This window comes from Archangium sp. (assembly GCF_045802675.1).
GTDB lineage: Bacteria > Myxococcota > Myxococcia > Myxococcales > Myxococcaceae > Archangium.
Genome location: NZ_JBJMQO010000005.1, coordinates 26,126 through 43,083 on the forward strand (window position 1 = coordinate 26,126; position 16,958 = coordinate 43,083).

18 protein-coding genes are annotated in these 16,958 nt (G+C 69.3%); 7 read left to right on the forward strand and 11 right to left on the reverse strand.

From position 1 onward, the window contains the following. Positions 1-5: 5 nt before the first annotated feature. Both ACJ8AN_RS00755 and ACJ8AN_RS00760 read right to left on the reverse strand, forming a co-directional pair. Positions 6-569: a hypothetical protein gene (locus ACJ8AN_RS00755; RefSeq protein WP_407753235.1), complete on the reverse strand. Its 564-nt coding sequence runs from the start codon at positions 567-569 to the stop codon at positions 6-8. A 4-nt stretch (positions 570-573) separates the two neighbouring features. Further along, on the reverse strand, positions 574-705 hold the full coding sequence (locus ACJ8AN_RS00760) for a hypothetical protein (protein ID WP_407753236.1): 132 nt from the start codon (positions 703-705) through the stop codon (positions 574-576). 150 nt (positions 706-855) lie between these two features. On the opposite strand from ACJ8AN_RS00760, the gene ACJ8AN_RS00765 reads away from it, so the two are divergent. From ACJ8AN_RS00765 to ACJ8AN_RS00775, 3 genes are all read left to right on the forward strand, one after another. Continuing rightward, on the forward strand, positions 856-1,638 hold the full coding sequence (locus ACJ8AN_RS00765) for an arylamine N-acetyltransferase family protein (protein ID WP_407753237.1): 783 nt from the start codon (positions 856-858) through the stop codon (positions 1,636-1,638). Positions 1,639-1,651: 13 nt separating this feature from the next. After that, on the forward strand, positions 1,652-3,163 hold the full coding sequence (locus tag ACJ8AN_RS00770; protein WP_407753238.1) for an FG-GAP-like repeat-containing protein: 1,512 nt from the start codon (positions 1,652-1,654) through the stop codon (positions 3,161-3,163). Between the two features lie 105 nt (positions 3,164-3,268). Next, positions 3,269-4,201, forward strand: coding sequence for an ASPIC/UnbV domain-containing protein (locus ACJ8AN_RS00775; protein WP_407753239.1), 933 nt, complete (start codon positions 3,269-3,271; stop codon positions 4,199-4,201). A gap of 76 nt (positions 4,202-4,277) precedes the next feature. On the opposite strand, the gene ACJ8AN_RS00780 is transcribed toward ACJ8AN_RS00775, so the two are convergent. The 4 genes from ACJ8AN_RS00780 to ACJ8AN_RS00795 form a co-directional block, all read right to left on the reverse strand. Beyond that, positions 4,278-5,348: an NADH:flavin oxidoreductase/NADH oxidase gene (locus ACJ8AN_RS00780; protein WP_407753240.1), complete on the reverse strand. Its 1,071-nt coding sequence runs from the start codon at positions 5,346-5,348 to the stop codon at positions 4,278-4,280. Between the two features lie 155 nt (positions 5,349-5,503). Beyond that, complete coding sequence (locus ACJ8AN_RS00785) at positions 5,504-6,769, reverse strand: spinster family MFS transporter (RefSeq protein WP_407753241.1); 1,266 nt, start codon at positions 6,767-6,769, stop codon at positions 5,504-5,506. Beyond that, complete coding sequence (locus ACJ8AN_RS00790) at positions 6,766-7,695, reverse strand: Ppx/GppA family phosphatase (RefSeq protein ID WP_407753242.1); 930 nt, start codon at positions 7,693-7,695, stop codon at positions 6,766-6,768. The genes ACJ8AN_RS00785 and ACJ8AN_RS00790 overlap by 4 nt, the downstream gene beginning before the upstream one ends. A gap of 13 nt (positions 7,696-7,708) precedes the next feature. Beyond that, complete coding sequence (locus tag ACJ8AN_RS00795) at positions 7,709-8,893, reverse strand: aminotransferase class V-fold PLP-dependent enzyme (protein ID WP_407753243.1); 1,185 nt, start codon at positions 8,891-8,893, stop codon at positions 7,709-7,711. Between the two features lie 62 nt (positions 8,894-8,955). Here ACJ8AN_RS00795 and ACJ8AN_RS00800 point away from each other — a divergent pair, with 62 nt between their 5' ends. After that, the gene (locus ACJ8AN_RS00800; protein WP_407753244.1) at positions 8,956-9,867 is read left to right on the forward strand and encodes a glutaminase; all 912 of its coding nucleotides are present in this window, start codon (positions 8,956-8,958) and stop codon (positions 9,865-9,867) included. Positions 9,868-9,873: 6 nt separating this feature from the next. On the opposite strand, the gene ACJ8AN_RS00805 is transcribed toward ACJ8AN_RS00800, so the two are convergent. From ACJ8AN_RS00805 to ACJ8AN_RS00820, 4 genes are read right to left on the reverse strand one after another with little or no spacing between them, the layout of a single operon-like run. Further along, entirely contained in the window at positions 9,874-11,160 is a 1,287-nt protein-coding gene (locus ACJ8AN_RS00805) for a DPP IV N-terminal domain-containing protein (protein WP_407753245.1), read from the reverse strand. Further along, on the reverse strand, positions 11,157-11,927 hold the full coding sequence (locus ACJ8AN_RS00810) for an energy transducer TonB (RefSeq protein WP_407753246.1): 771 nt from the start codon (positions 11,925-11,927) through the stop codon (positions 11,157-11,159). Before ACJ8AN_RS00810 ends, ACJ8AN_RS00805 begins: the two co-directional genes overlap by 4 nt. Before the next feature lie 3 nt (positions 11,928-11,930). Next, entirely contained in the window at positions 11,931-12,386 is a 456-nt protein-coding gene (tolR, locus tag ACJ8AN_RS00815) for a protein TolR (protein ID WP_407753247.1), read from the reverse strand. A 12-nt stretch (positions 12,387-12,398) separates the two neighbouring features. Further along, positions 12,399-13,109: a MotA/TolQ/ExbB proton channel family protein gene (locus ACJ8AN_RS00820; protein ID WP_407753378.1), complete on the reverse strand. Its 711-nt coding sequence runs from the start codon at positions 13,107-13,109 to the stop codon at positions 12,399-12,401. Between the two features lie 179 nt (positions 13,110-13,288). Here ACJ8AN_RS00820 and ACJ8AN_RS00825 point away from each other — a divergent pair, with 179 nt between their 5' ends. Next, positions 13,289-14,341 (forward strand): hypothetical protein, encoded by a 1,053-nt coding sequence (locus tag ACJ8AN_RS00825; RefSeq protein ID WP_407753248.1) that lies wholly within the window; start codon positions 13,289-13,291, stop codon positions 14,339-14,341. Between the two features lie 109 nt (positions 14,342-14,450). Next, positions 14,451-15,269 carry a glutamate racemase gene (gene murI / locus ACJ8AN_RS00830; RefSeq protein ID WP_407753249.1) on the forward strand — a complete coding sequence of 273 codons (819 nt, stop codon included), beginning with the start codon at positions 14,451-14,453 and terminating at the stop codon, positions 15,267-15,269. 85 nt (positions 15,270-15,354) lie between these two features. On the opposite strand, the gene carF is transcribed toward murI, so the two are convergent. Then, positions 15,355-16,203, reverse strand: coding sequence for a plasmanylethanolamine desaturase (carF, locus tag ACJ8AN_RS00835; protein WP_407753250.1), 849 nt, complete (start codon positions 16,201-16,203; stop codon positions 15,355-15,357). A 212-nt stretch (positions 16,204-16,415) separates the two neighbouring features. On the opposite strand from carF, the gene ACJ8AN_RS00840 reads away from it, so the two are divergent. Beyond that, a complete protein-coding gene (locus ACJ8AN_RS00840) occupies positions 16,416-16,958 on the forward strand; it encodes a hypothetical protein (protein WP_407753251.1) in 543 nt (180 codons plus the stop codon).

A 16,958-nucleotide genomic window follows, 5' to 3' on the forward strand; every position in this document is an offset into this window, starting at 1 on the left:
ACCCGCTACGGCTCCTCCTCGAGCTGGCCGGTGGCGTCGAGGTACACGGCATAGCCGATCGCCATCAGCACGAAGACACCGACGGTGATCACCAGCGGCCAGAGCAGGTTGGCGCGGGTTCCTCCCGCTGCCTTGTGCCGTTGGTACACATCATCCAGGGACTGGGCCGCTGCCCGGGTGCCGAAGATGTTGATGATCAATCCGCCGTACGACCTGAACTGCAGAGCGATGACTGCCGCGGTCAACACCACCCCGAACACGGCCATGATGAGCGCGTTGCGCATCCGGGTCTTGTCTCCCAGCCGCTTCCAGTTGATGGCGGAGAAGATGCCCGCGAAGGCGAAGTTGCCGAGGACGCCCCACAGGTAGATGTACCAGGTCGGGTAGAGCCTGAGCTCCTTGCGGAGCAGCACCGCACAGGACTCACACAGCAGGCGCGGGCCGATCTTCTCGGGTGCTTCCTGGATGAAGGTGCCGCAGCGATCGCACGGCACTCCGGGCCTCTCGGAGGGAGAGGGGAGTGCCTCGGGGGAGGGGCCGGACGGGCGCGGGGCGGCGGACTCGGTCATGGCTTCATTCTACCCGCCAGCGGGGTTCTTCCTCGATGAGGGGTTCCTCTCGTCTGCTTCCGGCCTGGGACAGCTGCTCGAGCAACAACAACCGCTGAATCAGCAGGAAGCCCGGGTAGAAACCGAGGCTGTCCATCCGCCACTCGTGGGTGACGACGCGATGGCCGCTTGCTGGTACTCGCCGTAGCTGAAGGACTTCAGGTCTCGGAAGGGAATGCCTGGCCGCGTCCGGCGGCGAGGCTCGCTATACTGCGGGCCGTACCTTCAATCCGGTTTCGGGGGAGCCATGGACATCGGCCAGTACCTTCAGCGGCTCGGTTACCACGGGCCTCGCGAGCCCACGCTGGACACCCTGCGCGCGCTGCACCTGCGGCACCTCGAGTCCGTCCCCTTCGAGAACCTCGATATCCACGGCCAGCGGCCCATCGTGCTCGACGAGGCGGCCATCTTCGACAAGGTCGTCCGGCGCCGCCGAGGCGGATTCTGCTACGAGCTCAATAGCGTGTTCGCCGCGCTCCTGCGCGCCCTGGGCTTCCAGGTGACGTACCTGTCCGGGCGTGTGTCCTCGGATGGCGTCCGGGACACCGGGCCCGAGTTCGATCACCTCATCCTCGAGGTCTCGCTGGACGGGCCCTGGCTCGTCGACGTGGGCTTCGGTGAGGGGTTCTCCGAGCCGCTGCCCCTCGTTCCGGGCGAGTACGAGGTGGACGGGCAGCGGTTCCGCCTGGAGCGGCGTGGAGAGGACCAGGCGCTCTCGATGCGGCAGGCGGACGGGGCGTGGAAGCTGCTCTACGTGTTCTCGCGCGTGCCGAGGCGGTTGGAGGAGTTCGCCGGCATGTGCCACTACCACCAGTCGTCGCCCGACTCGTTCTTCCTCAAGAACCGGCTCTGCACGCTGAAGACGCCCACGGGCCGGGTGACGGTGAGCGGACAGCGGCTCCTCCTCACGGAGGCGGGGCAGCGCCAGGAGCTGACGCTCGGGTCGGAGGAAGCAGTCGAGCAGGCCCTGCTCGAGCATTTCGGAATTCCTCGGGGTGCTCTCGACCGGGCCCCGAGCGGGCCCGCGTGATAGGCTGAGCCCCGTGAAGCCCCTGGTGCTGGGATTGCTGCTGTGCGTGGCGTCGGTGCCCGCGCTCGCGATGGACCGCGAGCAGGTGCGCATGCTGCGGCAACTCAACGAGCGCGAGGCGTTGCAGGACTCGCTGGAGGCCTACTTCGACAAGCAGCTGTGCGCTCCGCTCAAGCGAGGCCGCTTCCTCTGGCCGAAAGAGGTGGCCGCTCCGGGAGTCCACCTGCCCGTGGAGGACTTCGTCTCGGTGGAGAACTGCAGCGTCCGGGCCCTGGGCTTCGAGCCTCGTGCGAAGGATGCCTCGGTGCGTCTGCTCTTCGAGCTGGATGGTATCGGCCGGGACGGAGCGCGCCGCACGGTGCGAGGCGAGTATCCCGCCACCTTCCGCCGGCTGCCCCGGAGCGCGTGGCGGCTGGAGCACCTGGACACGTCGCGAGCCCCCACCGTGACCGTGCGCACCGAGCCTCGCTTCCGCGAGTGGACCGAAGCCGCGGGGCTCTCGCTGCCCGACGAGTCCAAGCGGGACCATTCGAACATGCAGAACGGCTCGCTGGCCGTGCGCGACTTCGATGGGGACGGTCTGCCAGACATCCTGGTGGCCAACCCGAGCGGCCTCTTCCTGTTCCACGCCACCGCGCCCCTGCGCTACGAGCGGAGCGAGCTCGCGCTGCGTCCGCCCGCGCACACGTGGTTCTCCTCGCTGGCCGCCGGAGACTTCGACGCGGATGGCGACGCGGACGTGCTCGTCTTCTTCCAGACCGAGGAGCTGCAGGGGGCCACTCCCGTGCTGCTGCGCAACGACGGTGGCACCTTCACCGCGGTGCCCTCGAGCCTGCCCCGCGTCAACGGCCATGCCTCCGTCGTCTCGGACCTCGACGGCGACGGCCACCTGGACGTGGTGCTGCTGTACTACTCGCTGAGCCGTCCTCCGGATGATCAGCTCGATGCCAGCGATGGCCGCCCCCCGCGCTTCTTCCTCGGCCAGGGAGACCTCTCCTTCCGCGAGGTGGCTCCTCCCAAGGCTCAGCGTTACGGCCGCTGGGGCCTGGCCGCCGTGGCCGCGGACCTGCTCGGACAGGGCCGTCCCCAGGTGTACGTGGCCAATGACTTCGGCGACAACGACCTGTGGAGCCTGGAAGCGGATGGCTCTCCCCGGGACGTCACCGAGGCCCACGATTTGAGGGACCCGGGCAACGGCATGAGCGCCGACGTGGGAGACCTGGACGGGGACGGGCGGTTGGATCTGTACGTGGCCAACATGTTCTCCAAGGCCGGCACGCGCGTGCTCGCCGCCGCACGGGTGACGTCTCCCGGGCTCGAGGCCCGCCTGGACAAGTTCGCCGCGGGCAACACCCTCTACCTCGCGCGCGATGGGGGCCACTTCGAGGAGGTGGCGCTCGCCCGGAACGTCAACCGGGGGCTCTGGGCCTGGGGCTCCATCTTCCTCGACGCGGATGACGATGGACGGTTGGACCTCGCGGTGGCCAACGGCTTCTACAGCGCACCCAATCGAAAAGACCTTTGAAGTGTCTACTGGCGCCAGGTCCTGGCGCAGGCCATCTACAAGCAGTCCGGGGGGAGCACCCAGTCCCTCGAAGGCGCCAGGTTCCTCGCGAACACGCTGGGCGGCGTGGGCCCGCACGGCGGAGGTGATGGCTCACAGTCCTTCTCCGGTTGGGAGCCGAAGAAGCTGTGGCTGCAGCGGCCCGATGGCTTGTTCCAGGAGAGCGCGTGGTCGGATGGCTTCGACTCGCGAGCGGATGGCCGGGCGCTGGTGGCGCAGGACCTGGACGGAGACGGGGACCAGGACCTGGTGATGCTCAACCGGGCCGCGCCGCGGTTGCAGCTCTTCGTCAACGAGGGGCCCTCGGGCCGGGCGATGGAGCTGCGGCTGCGCGCCACGAAGAGCCACCCGGAGGCGAGCAATGCCACGGTGCGGGTGCGTACGGGCTCGGGCACGCGGGCCTTCCCGGTGCTGCTCACGCGGGGCTACCTCAGCGCGGTGGAGCCGGTGGTGCACGTGGGCCTGGGCGCGGAGGAGACGGCGGAGGTGGAGGTGACGTGGCGCGAGAGCGTCACCGAGTCCTTCGGGGCCCTGCGAGCCGGAAGCCGGTGGACGCTGGTGGAGGGAGGGGAGAAGTCGGAGGTGCCCTTCCGTGCTCCCTCGCCCCGGGCTCCGATGCCGAAGCTGCCGCTGCGCGTGGAGCAGGTGGGCGGCACGGTGGATGGGCATCCCACGGCCGTGCAGGTGTTCGCCTCGTGGTGCAAGCCCTGCCGCGAGGAGGTGCCGGTGCTGACGGCGCTGGCGAAGCAGGGGACGTGGACGGTGCGGGGACTCGGGGCCCACGAGGCCGGGCAGGTGGAGGACGAGGCCAGGAAGCTCGGCATTGGCTACCCGGTGGCCGCGCTGCCTCCCGAGGTGGCCGAGGCCCTGTCGCCCCGGGGCGAGCTCTCGCTGCCCACGGTGCTGCTGTATGACGCCTCGGGGAAGCTGGCGCGGGTGGTGCGCGGAGGCGAGCACCTGCCGGCCGCGCTCGCGGAGGTTTTCGCCGCCACGCCGTGAGGGCCCATCTTCGCGCGTCCACGGACGCACCGGCCACGGGATTGGCGGGTGCATCCGGGCTCGAGGAGGGGCGCGTTCAGTCCTGGGCGCGCTCGTACTGGGGAGGCCAGGCCACCTTGGCGTGGAGCTCGCGAGCCGCGTGCAGGGGCCAGTACGGGTCGCGCAGAAGCTCGCGCGCGAGGATGACCATGTCCGCCTGCTCGGTGCGCAGGATGTGGTCCGCCTGGAACGCCGAGCGGATGAAGCCCACGGCGCCGGTGGCGATGCCGGACTCCTTGCGGATGCGCTCGGCGAAGGGCGTCTGGTAGCCGGGGCCGGAGGAAATCTTCACGCCGGGCACGAGCGCTCCCGAGGAGCAGTCGATGAGGTCCGCGCCGTCCTGCTTGAGCAGCTTCGCGAGGGCCACAGACTCGTCGAGATTCCATCCACCGTCGGCCCAGTCGGTGGCGGAGATGCGCACGAAGACGGGCAGGTCCTCGGGCCAGCGCTTGCGCACGGCCTGCACCACCTCGCGGGTGAGCCGCACGCGGTTCTCGAACGAGCCGCCGTAGCGGTCCTTGCGCTGATTGGACAGCGGCGAGAGGAACTCGTGCAGCAGGTAGCCGTGCGCGGCGTGGAGCTCGAGCTGCCGGAACCCCGCGGTGTGCGCGCGCATGGCGGCGTCCACGAAGGCGCGAGTCACCCGCTGGATGCCCGCCTCATCGAGCTCGTCGGGCACCGTGTGCTCCGCGTCGAACGCGATGGGGCTCGGGCCGACGGGCTTCCACCCGTCCTTCACACCGGGGGGAATGGGCTTGCCGCCCGTCCAGGGCTGTCCGGTGGAGGCCTTGCGCCCCGCGTGCGCGAGCTGCATGCCGGCCACGGCGCCGTGCTCATGGATGAAGCGCACGATGCGCGCGAGCGGCGCGATGTGCTCGTCCTTCCAGATACCGAGGTCCTGCGGCGAGATGCGGCCGATGGGCTCGACGGCGGTGGCTTCGGTCATCACCAGGCCCGCGCCGCCGACGGCCCGGGTGCCGAGGTGGACGAAGTGCCAGTCGTTCGCGAAACCGTCCTCGCTCGAGTACTGGCACATCGGGGAGACGGCGATGCGGTTCTTGAACGTCACCCCGCGCAAGGTGAGGGGGGTGAACAGCACGTTGCTCATGCATCCTCCAGCATGTCGGCGCCGAGCCAGGAGGAGCCCGGCTCGGGCGTGGGCATACTGGGATAACCGCGCGCGAGCTGTCCCGCATTCTCTCGCGCACTGCATCACCCTCAACACCCCCGCCGTCGGGCAGGGGGCGCGGTGTCACGGGATGCTCAGGCGGTGACGTGCTTGAACAGCTTGCCGGCCATCAGCAGCGCGAGCCCGCCCAGCAGCACCGGCAGGGCGTTGATCTCGATGGCGAAGCTCAGGCTGCTCAGGTCGGCCACCTTGCCGATGGCGGTGGGCGAGATGGCATCACCCAGCATGTGGATGAAGAGCACGTTGAGGCCCATGGCGAAGGCGCGGAACGCCGGGGGCACGCCGTTGACGATGGCCGCGTTGATGGGGCCGCTGTTGAGGAAGATGAAGAACTGCGCCAGGAAGATGATGGCGAACATCGGCGCGTGCGAGCCCACCTTCGTCGACAGGAACATGAGGGGGGCCGCGATGAGCAGTCCCACGCCCGACATGCGCAGGCCACCGCCCTGTGCCCGCCGGTCCATCTTGTCTCCCAGCCAGCCGCCCACGAGGGTGCCCAGCAGGCCCGCCGTGGCGGTGACGGCGCCGGAGCTGAAGCCCGCTTCGCCCAGGGTCATCCCGCGCTCGCTGACGAGGAAGGTGGGCAGCCAGTACCCGAGCCCTCCGATGGCGAACGTCATCAGCGTGTAGCCCGCGGTGGTCCACCAGAAGGACGCGTTGTTCGCCAGTCCCTTGAGGCCCACGGCGAAGGGCAGCTTCGTCTGCGCCTCGGGTCCGTCCATGGCGCCGCGCTGGGGCTCGGGCATGAAGAGGGCCATGGTGCCGAGCACGAGGCCCGGCGCGCCGCCCACGAAGAAGGCCATGTGCCACGAGTAGGCCTGACTCAGCCAGCCGCCCAGCCCGTAGCCCACCGCCGCGCCCACGGGGATGGCGATGTAGAAGAAGGACAGCACCCGCGTGCGCTGCTGCCGGGGGAAGAGGTCGGAGATGATGGACGGGGCCACCGCGCCGTAGCCCGCCTCGCCGATGCCCACGCAGGCCCGGGCCACCATCAGCACGACGAAGGTCTTCGCCAGTCCCGAGGCCCCCGTCGCCAGGCTCCACAGCAGCACGCCAGCGGCCACGAGGTAGCGCCGCGGCAGGCGGTCCCCGAGGAAGCCGCTGATCGGGGAGGCCAGCATGAACACGATCATGAAGAAGCTGCCCAGGTAGCCCGCCTGCGTATTGGTGAGCTGGAAGTCCTGTTTGATGTAGGGCAGGGCGACGGTGACGATGTACCGGTCGAGGTAGTTGACCAGGTTGATGAGCGAGAGGATGAGCAGCGCGTAGTAGCCGGTGCGCGAGCTGGAGGCGGCGGAGGGAGCGGAGGCGGGGACGGCCACGGTGGCGGGGGTACTCATGAGTGGGTGGCTCCGAAACGGTGCGCGAGCAGGCCCCAACGCAGGCCGCGGTCGCTCACGAGGCAGCGGTCGAGCCCGAGTGCCTGCAGGCCCTCGAGCAGGATGAGGGCGCCGGCGGGAATCACGTCCGCGCGCTTGGGCTGGAGGCCGGGCAGCTTCTGGCGCTCGGCGAGGGGCAGGAGGCACAGCCGGTCCGCCATGGCCTCCAACTGGACGAGCGAGAGGGTGCCGCCGTGGACGCGCCCGGAGTCATACGGGTCGATGGCGTGGTGCACGGCGAAGAGCGTCGTCACCGTGCCGGCGATGCCCACGAGCCGGGCTCCCGGAGGGCAGGGGGGCAGGGCGGAGAACGTCTCGCGCAGGTGGGACTCCACGCGGGCGCGGTCCTCGGCGCTGAGCGGATCCGACGTCACGTAGCGCTCCGTCATGCGCACCGCGCCCACGTCGAAGCTGTGGCGGAAGGACACGCGGCCCTGGGTGTCGCCGTAGATGAACTCGGTGGAGCCGCCGCCGATGTCCATCACCACCAGGGGCCCGGAGGCCTCGCGTCCGAAGTCCTCGTAGGCCGAGGTGAAGGACAGCTGCGCCTCCAGCTCGCCGGTGATGATGTCCACGGTGACGCCGGCGCGGGCCTTGGCGGCATTGAGGAACTCGGAGCCGTTCTCCGCGTCGCGCGCCGCGCTGGTGGCGGACACGGCGATGGCCTCGGCGCCGAGGTTGCGCGCCTCGGTGGCGAAGTCGGAGAGCACCTGGAGGGTGGCCTCCATGCCCTCGGGCGAGAGGCGGCGGCTCTTGTCCACGCCCCGGCCCAGGCGGGTGATTTCAGCGCGCTCCTGGACGGCCTTGAAGCGGCCATCGGGCTGGCGGTCGGCGACGAGCAGGAGGACCGAGTTGGTCCCCACGTCGATGGTGGCGTAACGAGGCATTCGGCGGAGCTTATCAGCCCAGCAGCGCCTCCAAAGCCTCCGCCAGCCGCTGGTACTCCGCGTGCGAGTTGTAGAGCTGCGCCGACACGCGCACGTGACGGTGCGGGGGCCGGGGCCAGGGGGTGATGGGCACTTCAATCCCGTGCTCGAAGAGGATCCGGTCCTGGAGGGGGTCCAACCCGAGCGCCGAGGGCTGCGCCGGGAAGCCATCCGGGAGGGGCACGGTGGCCATGGAGCCCACCATGTCCTCGGGGCACGAGGGGGACACGCCGAGCCGTTGGCACAGGAAGGAGCGGGCCGCGAGCACCTTGGCGCGGTTGGAGGCCATGACCTCGGGCCAGCCGCCGGGGAGCAGGCCGCCCACGACCTCGAGCGCCTTGGGCACGCAGAGGTACGGGGTGGGGTCGTTGGTGCCGGCCCAGTCGAAGTCGAGTCGGAACTGGGAGCGGTCCTTGCGCCGCGAGTTGTAGCCGTGGCTGATGACGACGGGGCGGAGGCCGGGCTGTAGCTCCCGGCGGACGTAGAGGAAAGCGGCGCCCTTGGGAGCGCACAGCCACTTGTGGCAGTTGCCCGTGTAGTACGCGGCGCCGAGCTGGCGCAGGGACAGGGGCACCTGCCCGGGCCCGTGGGCGCCGTCCACGAGCGTCTCCACGCCCCGCTCTCGCAGCGTGCGGATGAGGGGGGCGATGGGGAGCACGAGGGCCGTCTGACTGGAGATGTGGTCGATGAGGAGGAGCCGGGTGCGCTCGGTGACGTGGGCGAGCACCGCGTCCACGATGGACTGGGAGGAGGGTACGGGCCAGGGGAGCTTCGCCACCACGACCTTCACGCCCCAGCGGCTGGCGACGAAGTCGAGCGCGTTGCGCGAGGCGTTGTACTCGTGGTCGGTGGTGAGCAGCTCGTCGCCGGGGGAGAAGCGCAGCGACTGGAGCACCGTGTTGACGCCAGTGGTGGCGTTGTTGATGAAGGCGAGGTCGTCGGGGTCCGCGTCGAGGAAGGCCCCGAGCGCCGCGCGAGCCGAGTCGGCGAGGGCCGTGATTTCCCGGTGGAGGAAGCGCACCGGCTCCGCCTCCATGCGGGCGCGCAGCCGGGACTGCTCCTCGAGCACCCGCGTGGGGCAGGCGCCGAAGGAGCCGTGGTTGAGGAAGGTCACCTCGGGATCGAGCGACCAGTGGGAGCGGAAGGGAGACGCGTCCATGGGCACGGGACTGTAGACCCTCGGCCTCGCGCGAAGTAAGCGCCACGGGAGCGAGGCACGGCATGGACTACCAGGAGGTGCTGAACCAGGTGCTGGAGGAGGTCCGGCCGGTGATGGGCCAGGGCAAGGTGGCCAACTACATCCCGGCCCTGGCGGCGGTGGACCCGGGCCAGTTCGGCATGGCGCTGGCGACGGTGGACGGCGAGCTGTTCGGCGTGGGGGACTGGCGGACGCCCTTCTCCATCCAGAGCATCTCCAAGGTCTTCACACTGGCCCTGGTGCTGGCCCGGGATGGGGATGCGCTCTGGCGCCGGGTGGGCAAGGAGCCCTCGGGCAATCCCTTCAACTCCCTGGTGCAGCTCGAGTACGAGCACGGCATCCCTCGCAACCCGTTCATCAACGCGGGAGCCCTGGTCATCACCGACCGGCTGCTCAGCCTCACAGGCGATCCGCGGGGCGTGCTCCGGGAGTTCCTCCGAGCGGAGAGCGGCAATCCCTCGCTGGACTTCGATTCCGTCGTCGCCGCCTCGGAAGCCGAACACGGTCACCGCAACGCGGCCCTGGCCCACTTCATGGCGGGCTACGGCAACATCGAGAACCCCGTCCCGAGCGTGCTCGAGCATTACTTCTGGCAGTGCTCGCTGGCGATGAGCTGTGCGGACCTGGCGCGGGCTTGCGGCTTCCTGGCCCGCCATGGCCGGCGTGCCGGGGGCGAGCGCCTGCTCACCCGGAGTCAGGCCAAACAGGTGAATGCGATCATGCTCACCTGTGGGACGTACGATGCCGCCGGGGAGTTCGCCTACCGGGTGGGCCTGCCCGGCAAGAGTGGCGTGGGAGGCGGCATCGTCGCGGTCATCCCGAACCGCTGTGGCCTGTGCGTGTGGAGCCCGGGGCTCGATGCCCGGGGCAACTCCGTGGCGGGCGTCGAGGCACTGGACCGGTTCACCACCCTGACCGGCCTGTCCGTGTTCTGACGCGGCTCAGCGGCCCCAGTCGGGCGTGGTGAGCGCGGCCTTGTCTTGCGCGGGCAGCGCCACCTGGTTGTTGCCATCGGCCGTCATCACGAAGAGCTGCGGGGGGCCGTTGCGCGTGGAGCTGAAGAGGATGAGGCGGCCGTTGGGCGAGAAGGTGGGCTCCTCGTTGTTGGCCTGATCCTGCGTGAGGCGCGTCACCTTGCCGTTGTCCACGTTGACGGTGAAGAGGTCGAACGCGTTGCGCTCGTCGCGAGCGGTGAAGGCGATGAGATCGCCGCGCGGAGACCAGTCGGGCGTCTGGTTGTAGTTGCCCTGGAAGGTGAGCCGGCGCACGCCCGAGCCATCCGTGTTCATCACGTACACCTGCGGCGAGCCGCCCCGGTTGGACACGAAGGCGATGCGCTTGCCATCCGGCGACCAGGCCGGGCTGGTGTTGATGCCGAAGCGCGTGTCGGTGAGCTGCTTCGCGTTGTCGCCATCCGGCCCGGCCACCCAGATTTGAGCGCTCTCCCCGTCGGCCAGCGCGTACGCGATGCGCTTGCCATCCGGAGAGAAGGCGATGCCGGTGGCCATCTGGCCCTCGGAGGTTTTCAGGTGCACGGTGTCGCCGCCCGGCTTGTGCACGTACAGGTCCGGCTTGCCCCCCTGGTACGAGGTGTAGCCCACCGAGCCGTCCGGCCCGAGCGTCGGCAGCAGGTTGATGCCGCCGCGGGTGAGCTGCTTCGCGTTGCGGCCGTCCCAGTCCGCCACCCACACGTCCTTGTGGGTGCCGGACTTGCGCACGTAGGTGATGTGCGAGAGGAAGGGGCTCGGCTCGCGGGTGTAGAAGCGGTAGATGGCGTCGGCGATCTTGTGGGCCAGCGTGCGAGGCTCCGCGGCGGGGGCGCTCTGGCTCGTCTTGAAGTCCTCGCGGCCGGAGCCCACGTTGAAGAGGCGCGCCTCGGCCTTCAGCTCGCCGTTCTCCTGGGCCAGCGTGTACTTCACCAGCGACTCGGCGCCCACGTCCGCCCAGCGCGAGAAGTTGATGCTGCCCGCGGCCATGCCCTCCTTGGCGTCCGCGAGGAAGCTGCTGCGCTCGAGCACCTGGAAGAGGCCGGAGGCGCGCAGGTCGTACATGAGCGCGTCGTCCACCTCCTGGGTAGTGGCCTTGGCCGCCTCGCCCTGTACGAGCGGAGCGGGGACGGCCAGCGGCAGGGGCCGGAAGTTGGCGCCGGAAATCTGGATGACGGGGGCCTGCGCGAGCGCCGCCAGCGGCAGCAGCACGAGCGAGAGGATGAGGGCTTTGGCGTTCACGGGCTGAACTCCAGGACGATGCCGCTCTTCTGCAGCGTGTCCCGTAGATGGTCGGGGGGAGGAGAGAAGGGCGAGGCCTTCTTCACCGCGGCCAGCACGGCCGAGTCGAAGAGGGTATTGCCGCTGGCCCTGGCCAGTTTGGCGTCGATGACCTCGCCGGTGCGGTTGAGGCGCATGGCCACCTGGGCCTTGAGGTACAGGCGCTCGTTCTCGGGGATGGTGTCCGCGACGTTGTAGTGGCGGCGCACCTGGGAGGAGAGCAGGCCGAAGTAGCGCTCGCCCTCGGCGGTGGCCGAGTCGCCGTTGGGATCTCCATCCTCGGCGCCGTCCAGCTCCTCGGGCGGCCTGGTGGACTTGGAGAACTTGTCGAAGGCGCCGAAGAGCTTGTTGCGCCGGTCCTCGCCCTTGGTCTCGCCCTTCTGGGGCGTGGGCTTGGGGGCGGGCTCGGGCTTCACCCCGGGGATGGCCACGGCCACCTTGGCCGGCTCGGGGGTGGGCGGCGTGGGAGCGGGCGCGGCCTCCACCTTCTTGGGCGGAGGCGGAGGCGGCTCCTCCTTGCGGGGCAGCAGCTTCTCGTCACGGGGCTTGCCCAGGCGCACCAGCGTGGCGCGGATGGGCTTTGGGTCCAGCTTCACCCGGGGGCCCTGGACGAAGGTGGTGTACAGCCCCACCGCGAGCAGCACCAGGGCGTGGCCTGCCAGGGACACTCCGAGGAATCGCCCCACGCGCGAGGGCCTGGGGGCGAGCAGGCTTTGGTTGTAGGCCATGGGCTAGCGCCGAGCCTCCTTCTTGCCCTTGGACGCCCGGCCGGTGCCCGTGGGGTCCGTGATCATCCCCACGTTGGTGATGCCGGCGCGCTGGGCGGCGGCCATCACGTCCACCACCACGCCGTAGGGCACGTCCCGGTCCGCGTGCAGGTACACTTCCTTGTCCGCCTGCGCCTTGGCGTTGCTGGCCAGCTTCTTCTCCAGCTCGTCCACCGGGATTTCCGCCTCGCCGATGTACACGTGCCGCTGCGCGTCGATGGACAGCACCAGCTTCTTCTCGGAGGCCTCCACCGGGGCGGCCTTGGCCTCCGGGAGGTTCACCTTCACGCCCTGCTGGATGAGGGGCGCGGTCACCATGAAGATGATGAGCAGCACCAGCATCACGTCCACCATGGGCGTGACGTTGATCTCGCTCATGGTGACGCGGCCGCCTCCGCCGCGATTGGAGCCCATGCCCATGGCGTGTGCCTCCTAGCGGAAGAAGTGCCGCTTGACGATGTTGAGGAAGTCCGCGGAGAAGTTGGCCATCTCCGTGTCGAACACCTTGATGCGGCTGACGAACGAGTTGTACGCCACCACCGCCGGAATGGCCGCGAACAAGCCCGCCGCCGTGGCGAACAGCGCGTTGCCCACCGGCGCGGCCACCGTGGCCAGCGTGGCGTTGCCCTGCTCGGCGATGGAGTTGAACGCGTTGAGGATGCCGATGACGGTGCCGAACAGGCCCACGAACGGCGAGGCCGCGCCCACCGTGCCCAGGAAGCTCACCCGCGACTCCAGGTCCGTGAGCTGCGCGGTGCTGGCCCGGTTGAGCGCCCGCTCCACGTTCTCGATGCCGCCGAGCCGCTCGCTCATGGCTCCTTCCGCGCCCTCCTTGTTCGTCTGGGCGAGCTTGGAGAGCTCCTCGTAGCCGGCGCAGAACACCTTGGACAGCGGCGAGCCCTCCAGCTTCTGGGCATCCTGGTAGATGGTCTCCAGCCGGGAGGCCTTCCAGAAGGAGTCGAGGAAGGCGAGGGACTGGGTCCGGGCGCGTGACAGCTGGGTGTGCTTGAGTGCGATGAGCGCCCAGGACGCCACGGAGACGACCATCAGCAGGCCCAGCACGCCCAGCTCCAGGAAGGAGGCGTCCCGGAGGATCTGCAGGTAGTTCATGGCGCCGAGCGCCAGGGGAAGTCGGGGCATCAACATGGGGGTCTGGCCGTAGCACCTGGGTCCGGGGGGGTCAAACAAACCCGACCCGGCGGGGGGTTGGTTGGTCGCTGCTGGCGGGCATTGAATAAATTCCCGGAGCGGGCGTCCGAGGGGAAGTGTGTCGGGCTGACTGCCCGCTCCCCCTCTCCTTCATCTAGAATCGAGGACGCCCCATGAACGCCAGACTCCTCGCAACATTCCTCTGCCTCGCCTCCCTCTCCACCGGCTGCATCATCGTCGACAACGACGGTAATGATGGCCCCTGCTGCACCACTCCTCCCCCGACCGGCCAGCCGGGCGACGTCACCGTCCTGTGGACGATCACCAACGGCCGCTGCGCGGACGCCCCGGAGGTCAAGAGCATCCAGATCTCCATCCCCGGCGAGACGCTCTACAACGGCGGCGTGTACGCCTGTAACACCGCGGGCGTGGACGGCATCGTGCTGCACGACTTCGCGGCCGGTAACTACACCTACACCCTCAAGGCCCTCAGCTACTCCGGCGAGGTCCTCTACATGGGCAGCGGTGGCTTCACGGTGAACGGGAACGTGCGCGTGAACGTGGACCTCACGCCCAACGGCCAGTCCTACACGCTCATCTCCTGGTACTTCCCGCCCAACACCTCCAGCTCCAACCCGTCCTGCTCGCAGGCCGGCGTGACGTCCATCAAGGCCAGCATCGACGGCGGTGACTGGGTCACCCTGAGCTGCGAGGAGGGCATGACCAACGGCGGCGTGCCGTCGCCGTACCTCAGCGCGGGCACGCACACCCTGCAGCTGGTCGCCTACGGGTATGACAGCGCGGGCCGCAACGGGATGCCGCTCTACAACAGCCAGGGCACGTTCACGACGACCTCGGGCGCGCCCACGTCCCAGAACTTCCGCTTCTACGAGGTGGGTGGCATCTCGGTGCGCTGGGACCTGTGGGACGGCTACCAGTACCGCAGCTGCGCCGAGACGGGCCTCACGGGGATGACCATCAACCTGCGCGACAAGGCCACCGGGGCGCTCGTCTACGGCACGGCCGGTGACCCCCAGTCCTGCACGGGTGCGCCCATCCTCTACCAGTTCCTCAAGCCGGGCAGCTACGAGGTGTACATCCGCGGCATGGTTGGCTCGAGCGTCGCCTACACCAACGAGGCCAGCCCGACGACGGTGACGGTGAGCGCCTTCGTGCAGAAGACGAAGGCCGACCCCTCCACCACCATCGTCCTCACCAAGCAGTAGCCACTGGCAGCTCGCCTGCCTTCCGGAGGGCCGGGGCACCCGCCTCGGCCCTCCTTGCTTTGCGGGCGGGCGGAGGGGGTTGGCATCAAACGTGATAGGGAACCAGGGCATGCGGCAAGGCAGCCACAGTCCCATCGGGGTTTTCGATTCGGGCGTCGGAGGACTGACGGTCCTCAAGGCGCTGATGTCCCACCTCCCGCACGAGAGCACGCTCTACCTGGGCGACACGGCGCGGGTGCCCTACGGCACCAAGTCGGGCGAGGTGGTGACGCGCTATTCGCTGAAGAACGCGGAGTTCCTGCTGGAGCGCGGCATCAAGCTGCTGGTGGTGGCGTGCAACACGGCGTCGGCGGTGGCGTTGCCGGCGCTATCGGCGGCGCTGCCGGTGCCGGTGGTGGGGGTGATTGCCCCGGGCGCGAGGGCGGCGCTGAGGCGGACGCGGGGTGGCGGGGTGGGCGTCATCGGGACGCCGGGCACCATCCGCTCGGGGGCGTACCAGCGCGAGCTGGAGGCGGCGGCGGGCTCCGAGGGCGTGAAGGTGAAGGCGCGGGCCTGTCCGCTCTTCGTCCCGCTGGCGGAGGAGGGCTGGATGTCGGGAGACGTCCCGCGGCTGGTGGCGCGCGAGTACCTGTCGGACTTCGCTCGGAGCGGGGTGGACACGCTGGTGCTGGGCTGCACCCACTACCCGCTGCTCAAGGACGTCATCGCTGAGGTGGTGGGGCCGCAGGTGTCGCTGGTGGACTCGGCCGAGGCGACGGCGGAGGTGGTGGGCGCGCTGCTGGAGGAGCAGCAGTTGCTGGCGTCGGCGGGAGGACAGCCCACGCACCACTACTTCGTGACGGACGTGCCGGAGCGCTTCATCGAGGTGGGCGCGCGCTTCCTCGGCCGTCCCATCCACTCCGCGGAGCAGGTGGACCTGTCCTTCTGAGTCCCGCCCCCCTCTCCCGCTCGATGGACGGTGATGAGGGGGGGCTCCACACTTACGGACGTCCGTAAGTGCGGGGCCGGGTGTGTCAGGAGGGCCGCGCCGAAGACACCGGCCGGGTCTCCTCGGGAGCCGTCTCGAGCAGCTCCTTGGCGGCCTGGACGACGGGGGCCTCGGCGGTGGAGGTGGCCTCGAAGAGCTCGATGGCGGCCTCGGTGCCGATGTCGTCCTTGCGCGGAATGGCCCCGGTGGCCCAGGTGATGAGGCGCTCCAGGGTGGGGAAGAAGCCGATCAGCATCAGCGGCTTGTTCATCCAGCCCACGGTGATGCAGTAGTACTTGTTGTAGGGCGCCGTGTGGTGGATCTGATGGTGGGCGGGGGGCAGGACGAGGTGGATGCGCTGCAGGAAGCCGATGAGCGCGGGCGGCTCGTCCAGATGCGACCACTTGTGGAACTGGTTGGTCGCCATGACCCAGAAGATCATCGCGCCGAGGAAGGCGGAGATGAACACCCAGCCCGGGCTGGAGTGGGGCAGGGCGACGGCGAGGACGGCCACGGGGATGGAGACGAGGCAGTTGTTGCCGTTGGTCTCCACGAAGTCGTGGCGGGTGATGGCCTTCTCGTCGACGTGGTGCTCGCGGAAGGGGCGGATGAAGGCCTTGCCGAGCACGGGCATGTCGGTGGAGCCCCAGGTGTCGCCCATCCAGTGGACGAGGCCGGAGACGAAGTCGGCGGCCAGGTAGCCCAGCAGCAGGGCGCTGAGGACCAGCCAGGTACCGGTGTAGGGCCCACCCCACAGCCGCCAGACGAGCGCGGACTCCAGACCCACGAAGGAGACGATGCTGGCGATCTCCATGGCCCGGATGGCGGGCGAGTAGCCCTGGGCCAGGGCCGTGGCGTCCTGCTGGCGCAGTTGGTTCTTGAGCTCGTTCTTCATCGTCGGTCCCGTCGAGGTGGATGGCCCCGGTGGAGGCTTCCCCCCGGTTGCGCGGCCAGTCTAACCCGCAGTGGGATTCTGGACGAAGTCATCGGGTGAACGGTGCAGGTGCCCGGCCTTCCAGCCGGGAGGCCAGCAGGCATTCGACCGAAAGGCGCCGTCGCGTTCCTTGTCACCCCCGGGTGCGACTGGTACGTTCCGCCGCCTCGGGCATGGCGAAAACCTTCGAAAAAGCCGTCACTGGCTTCAACCACAACATCAAGTACAAGGGGAAGGTCTACCACGTCCAGACCGAGGACTCGGGCGTCAACAACCCCCACATCATCACCCATCTGTTCGTGGGCGGTAACATCCTCGCGTCCAAGAAGACGTCGTACGCGGACATCCTCAACGCCGAGAACCTGGCGGAGGTGGTGCGCGAGTTGATGGAGGAGCAGCACAAGGAGATGCTGCGCAACCTCATCAACGGGGTCTACGACGGCTACGAGACGGGGGTACGCCACTACCAGCCGGGCCAGCTGGGCCCGGCCGAGGACGGCGCCCACGCGCGGCCGCAGCCGGCACCCAAGCCGGTCGCGCCCGTCGCTCCGCCCGCCGTCTTCGTGCCTCCGGAGATCGCCGCCGCGCGCGCCCTGCAGATCGCGCCGAAGATCAACGAGGTGGGTGTGGAGACGCTCTTCGGCGAGGACCTCATCTCCGAGAAGAGCCTGGACGAGGTCATCCTCAGCTACCTGGCGGGCGAGGACAACCAGTAG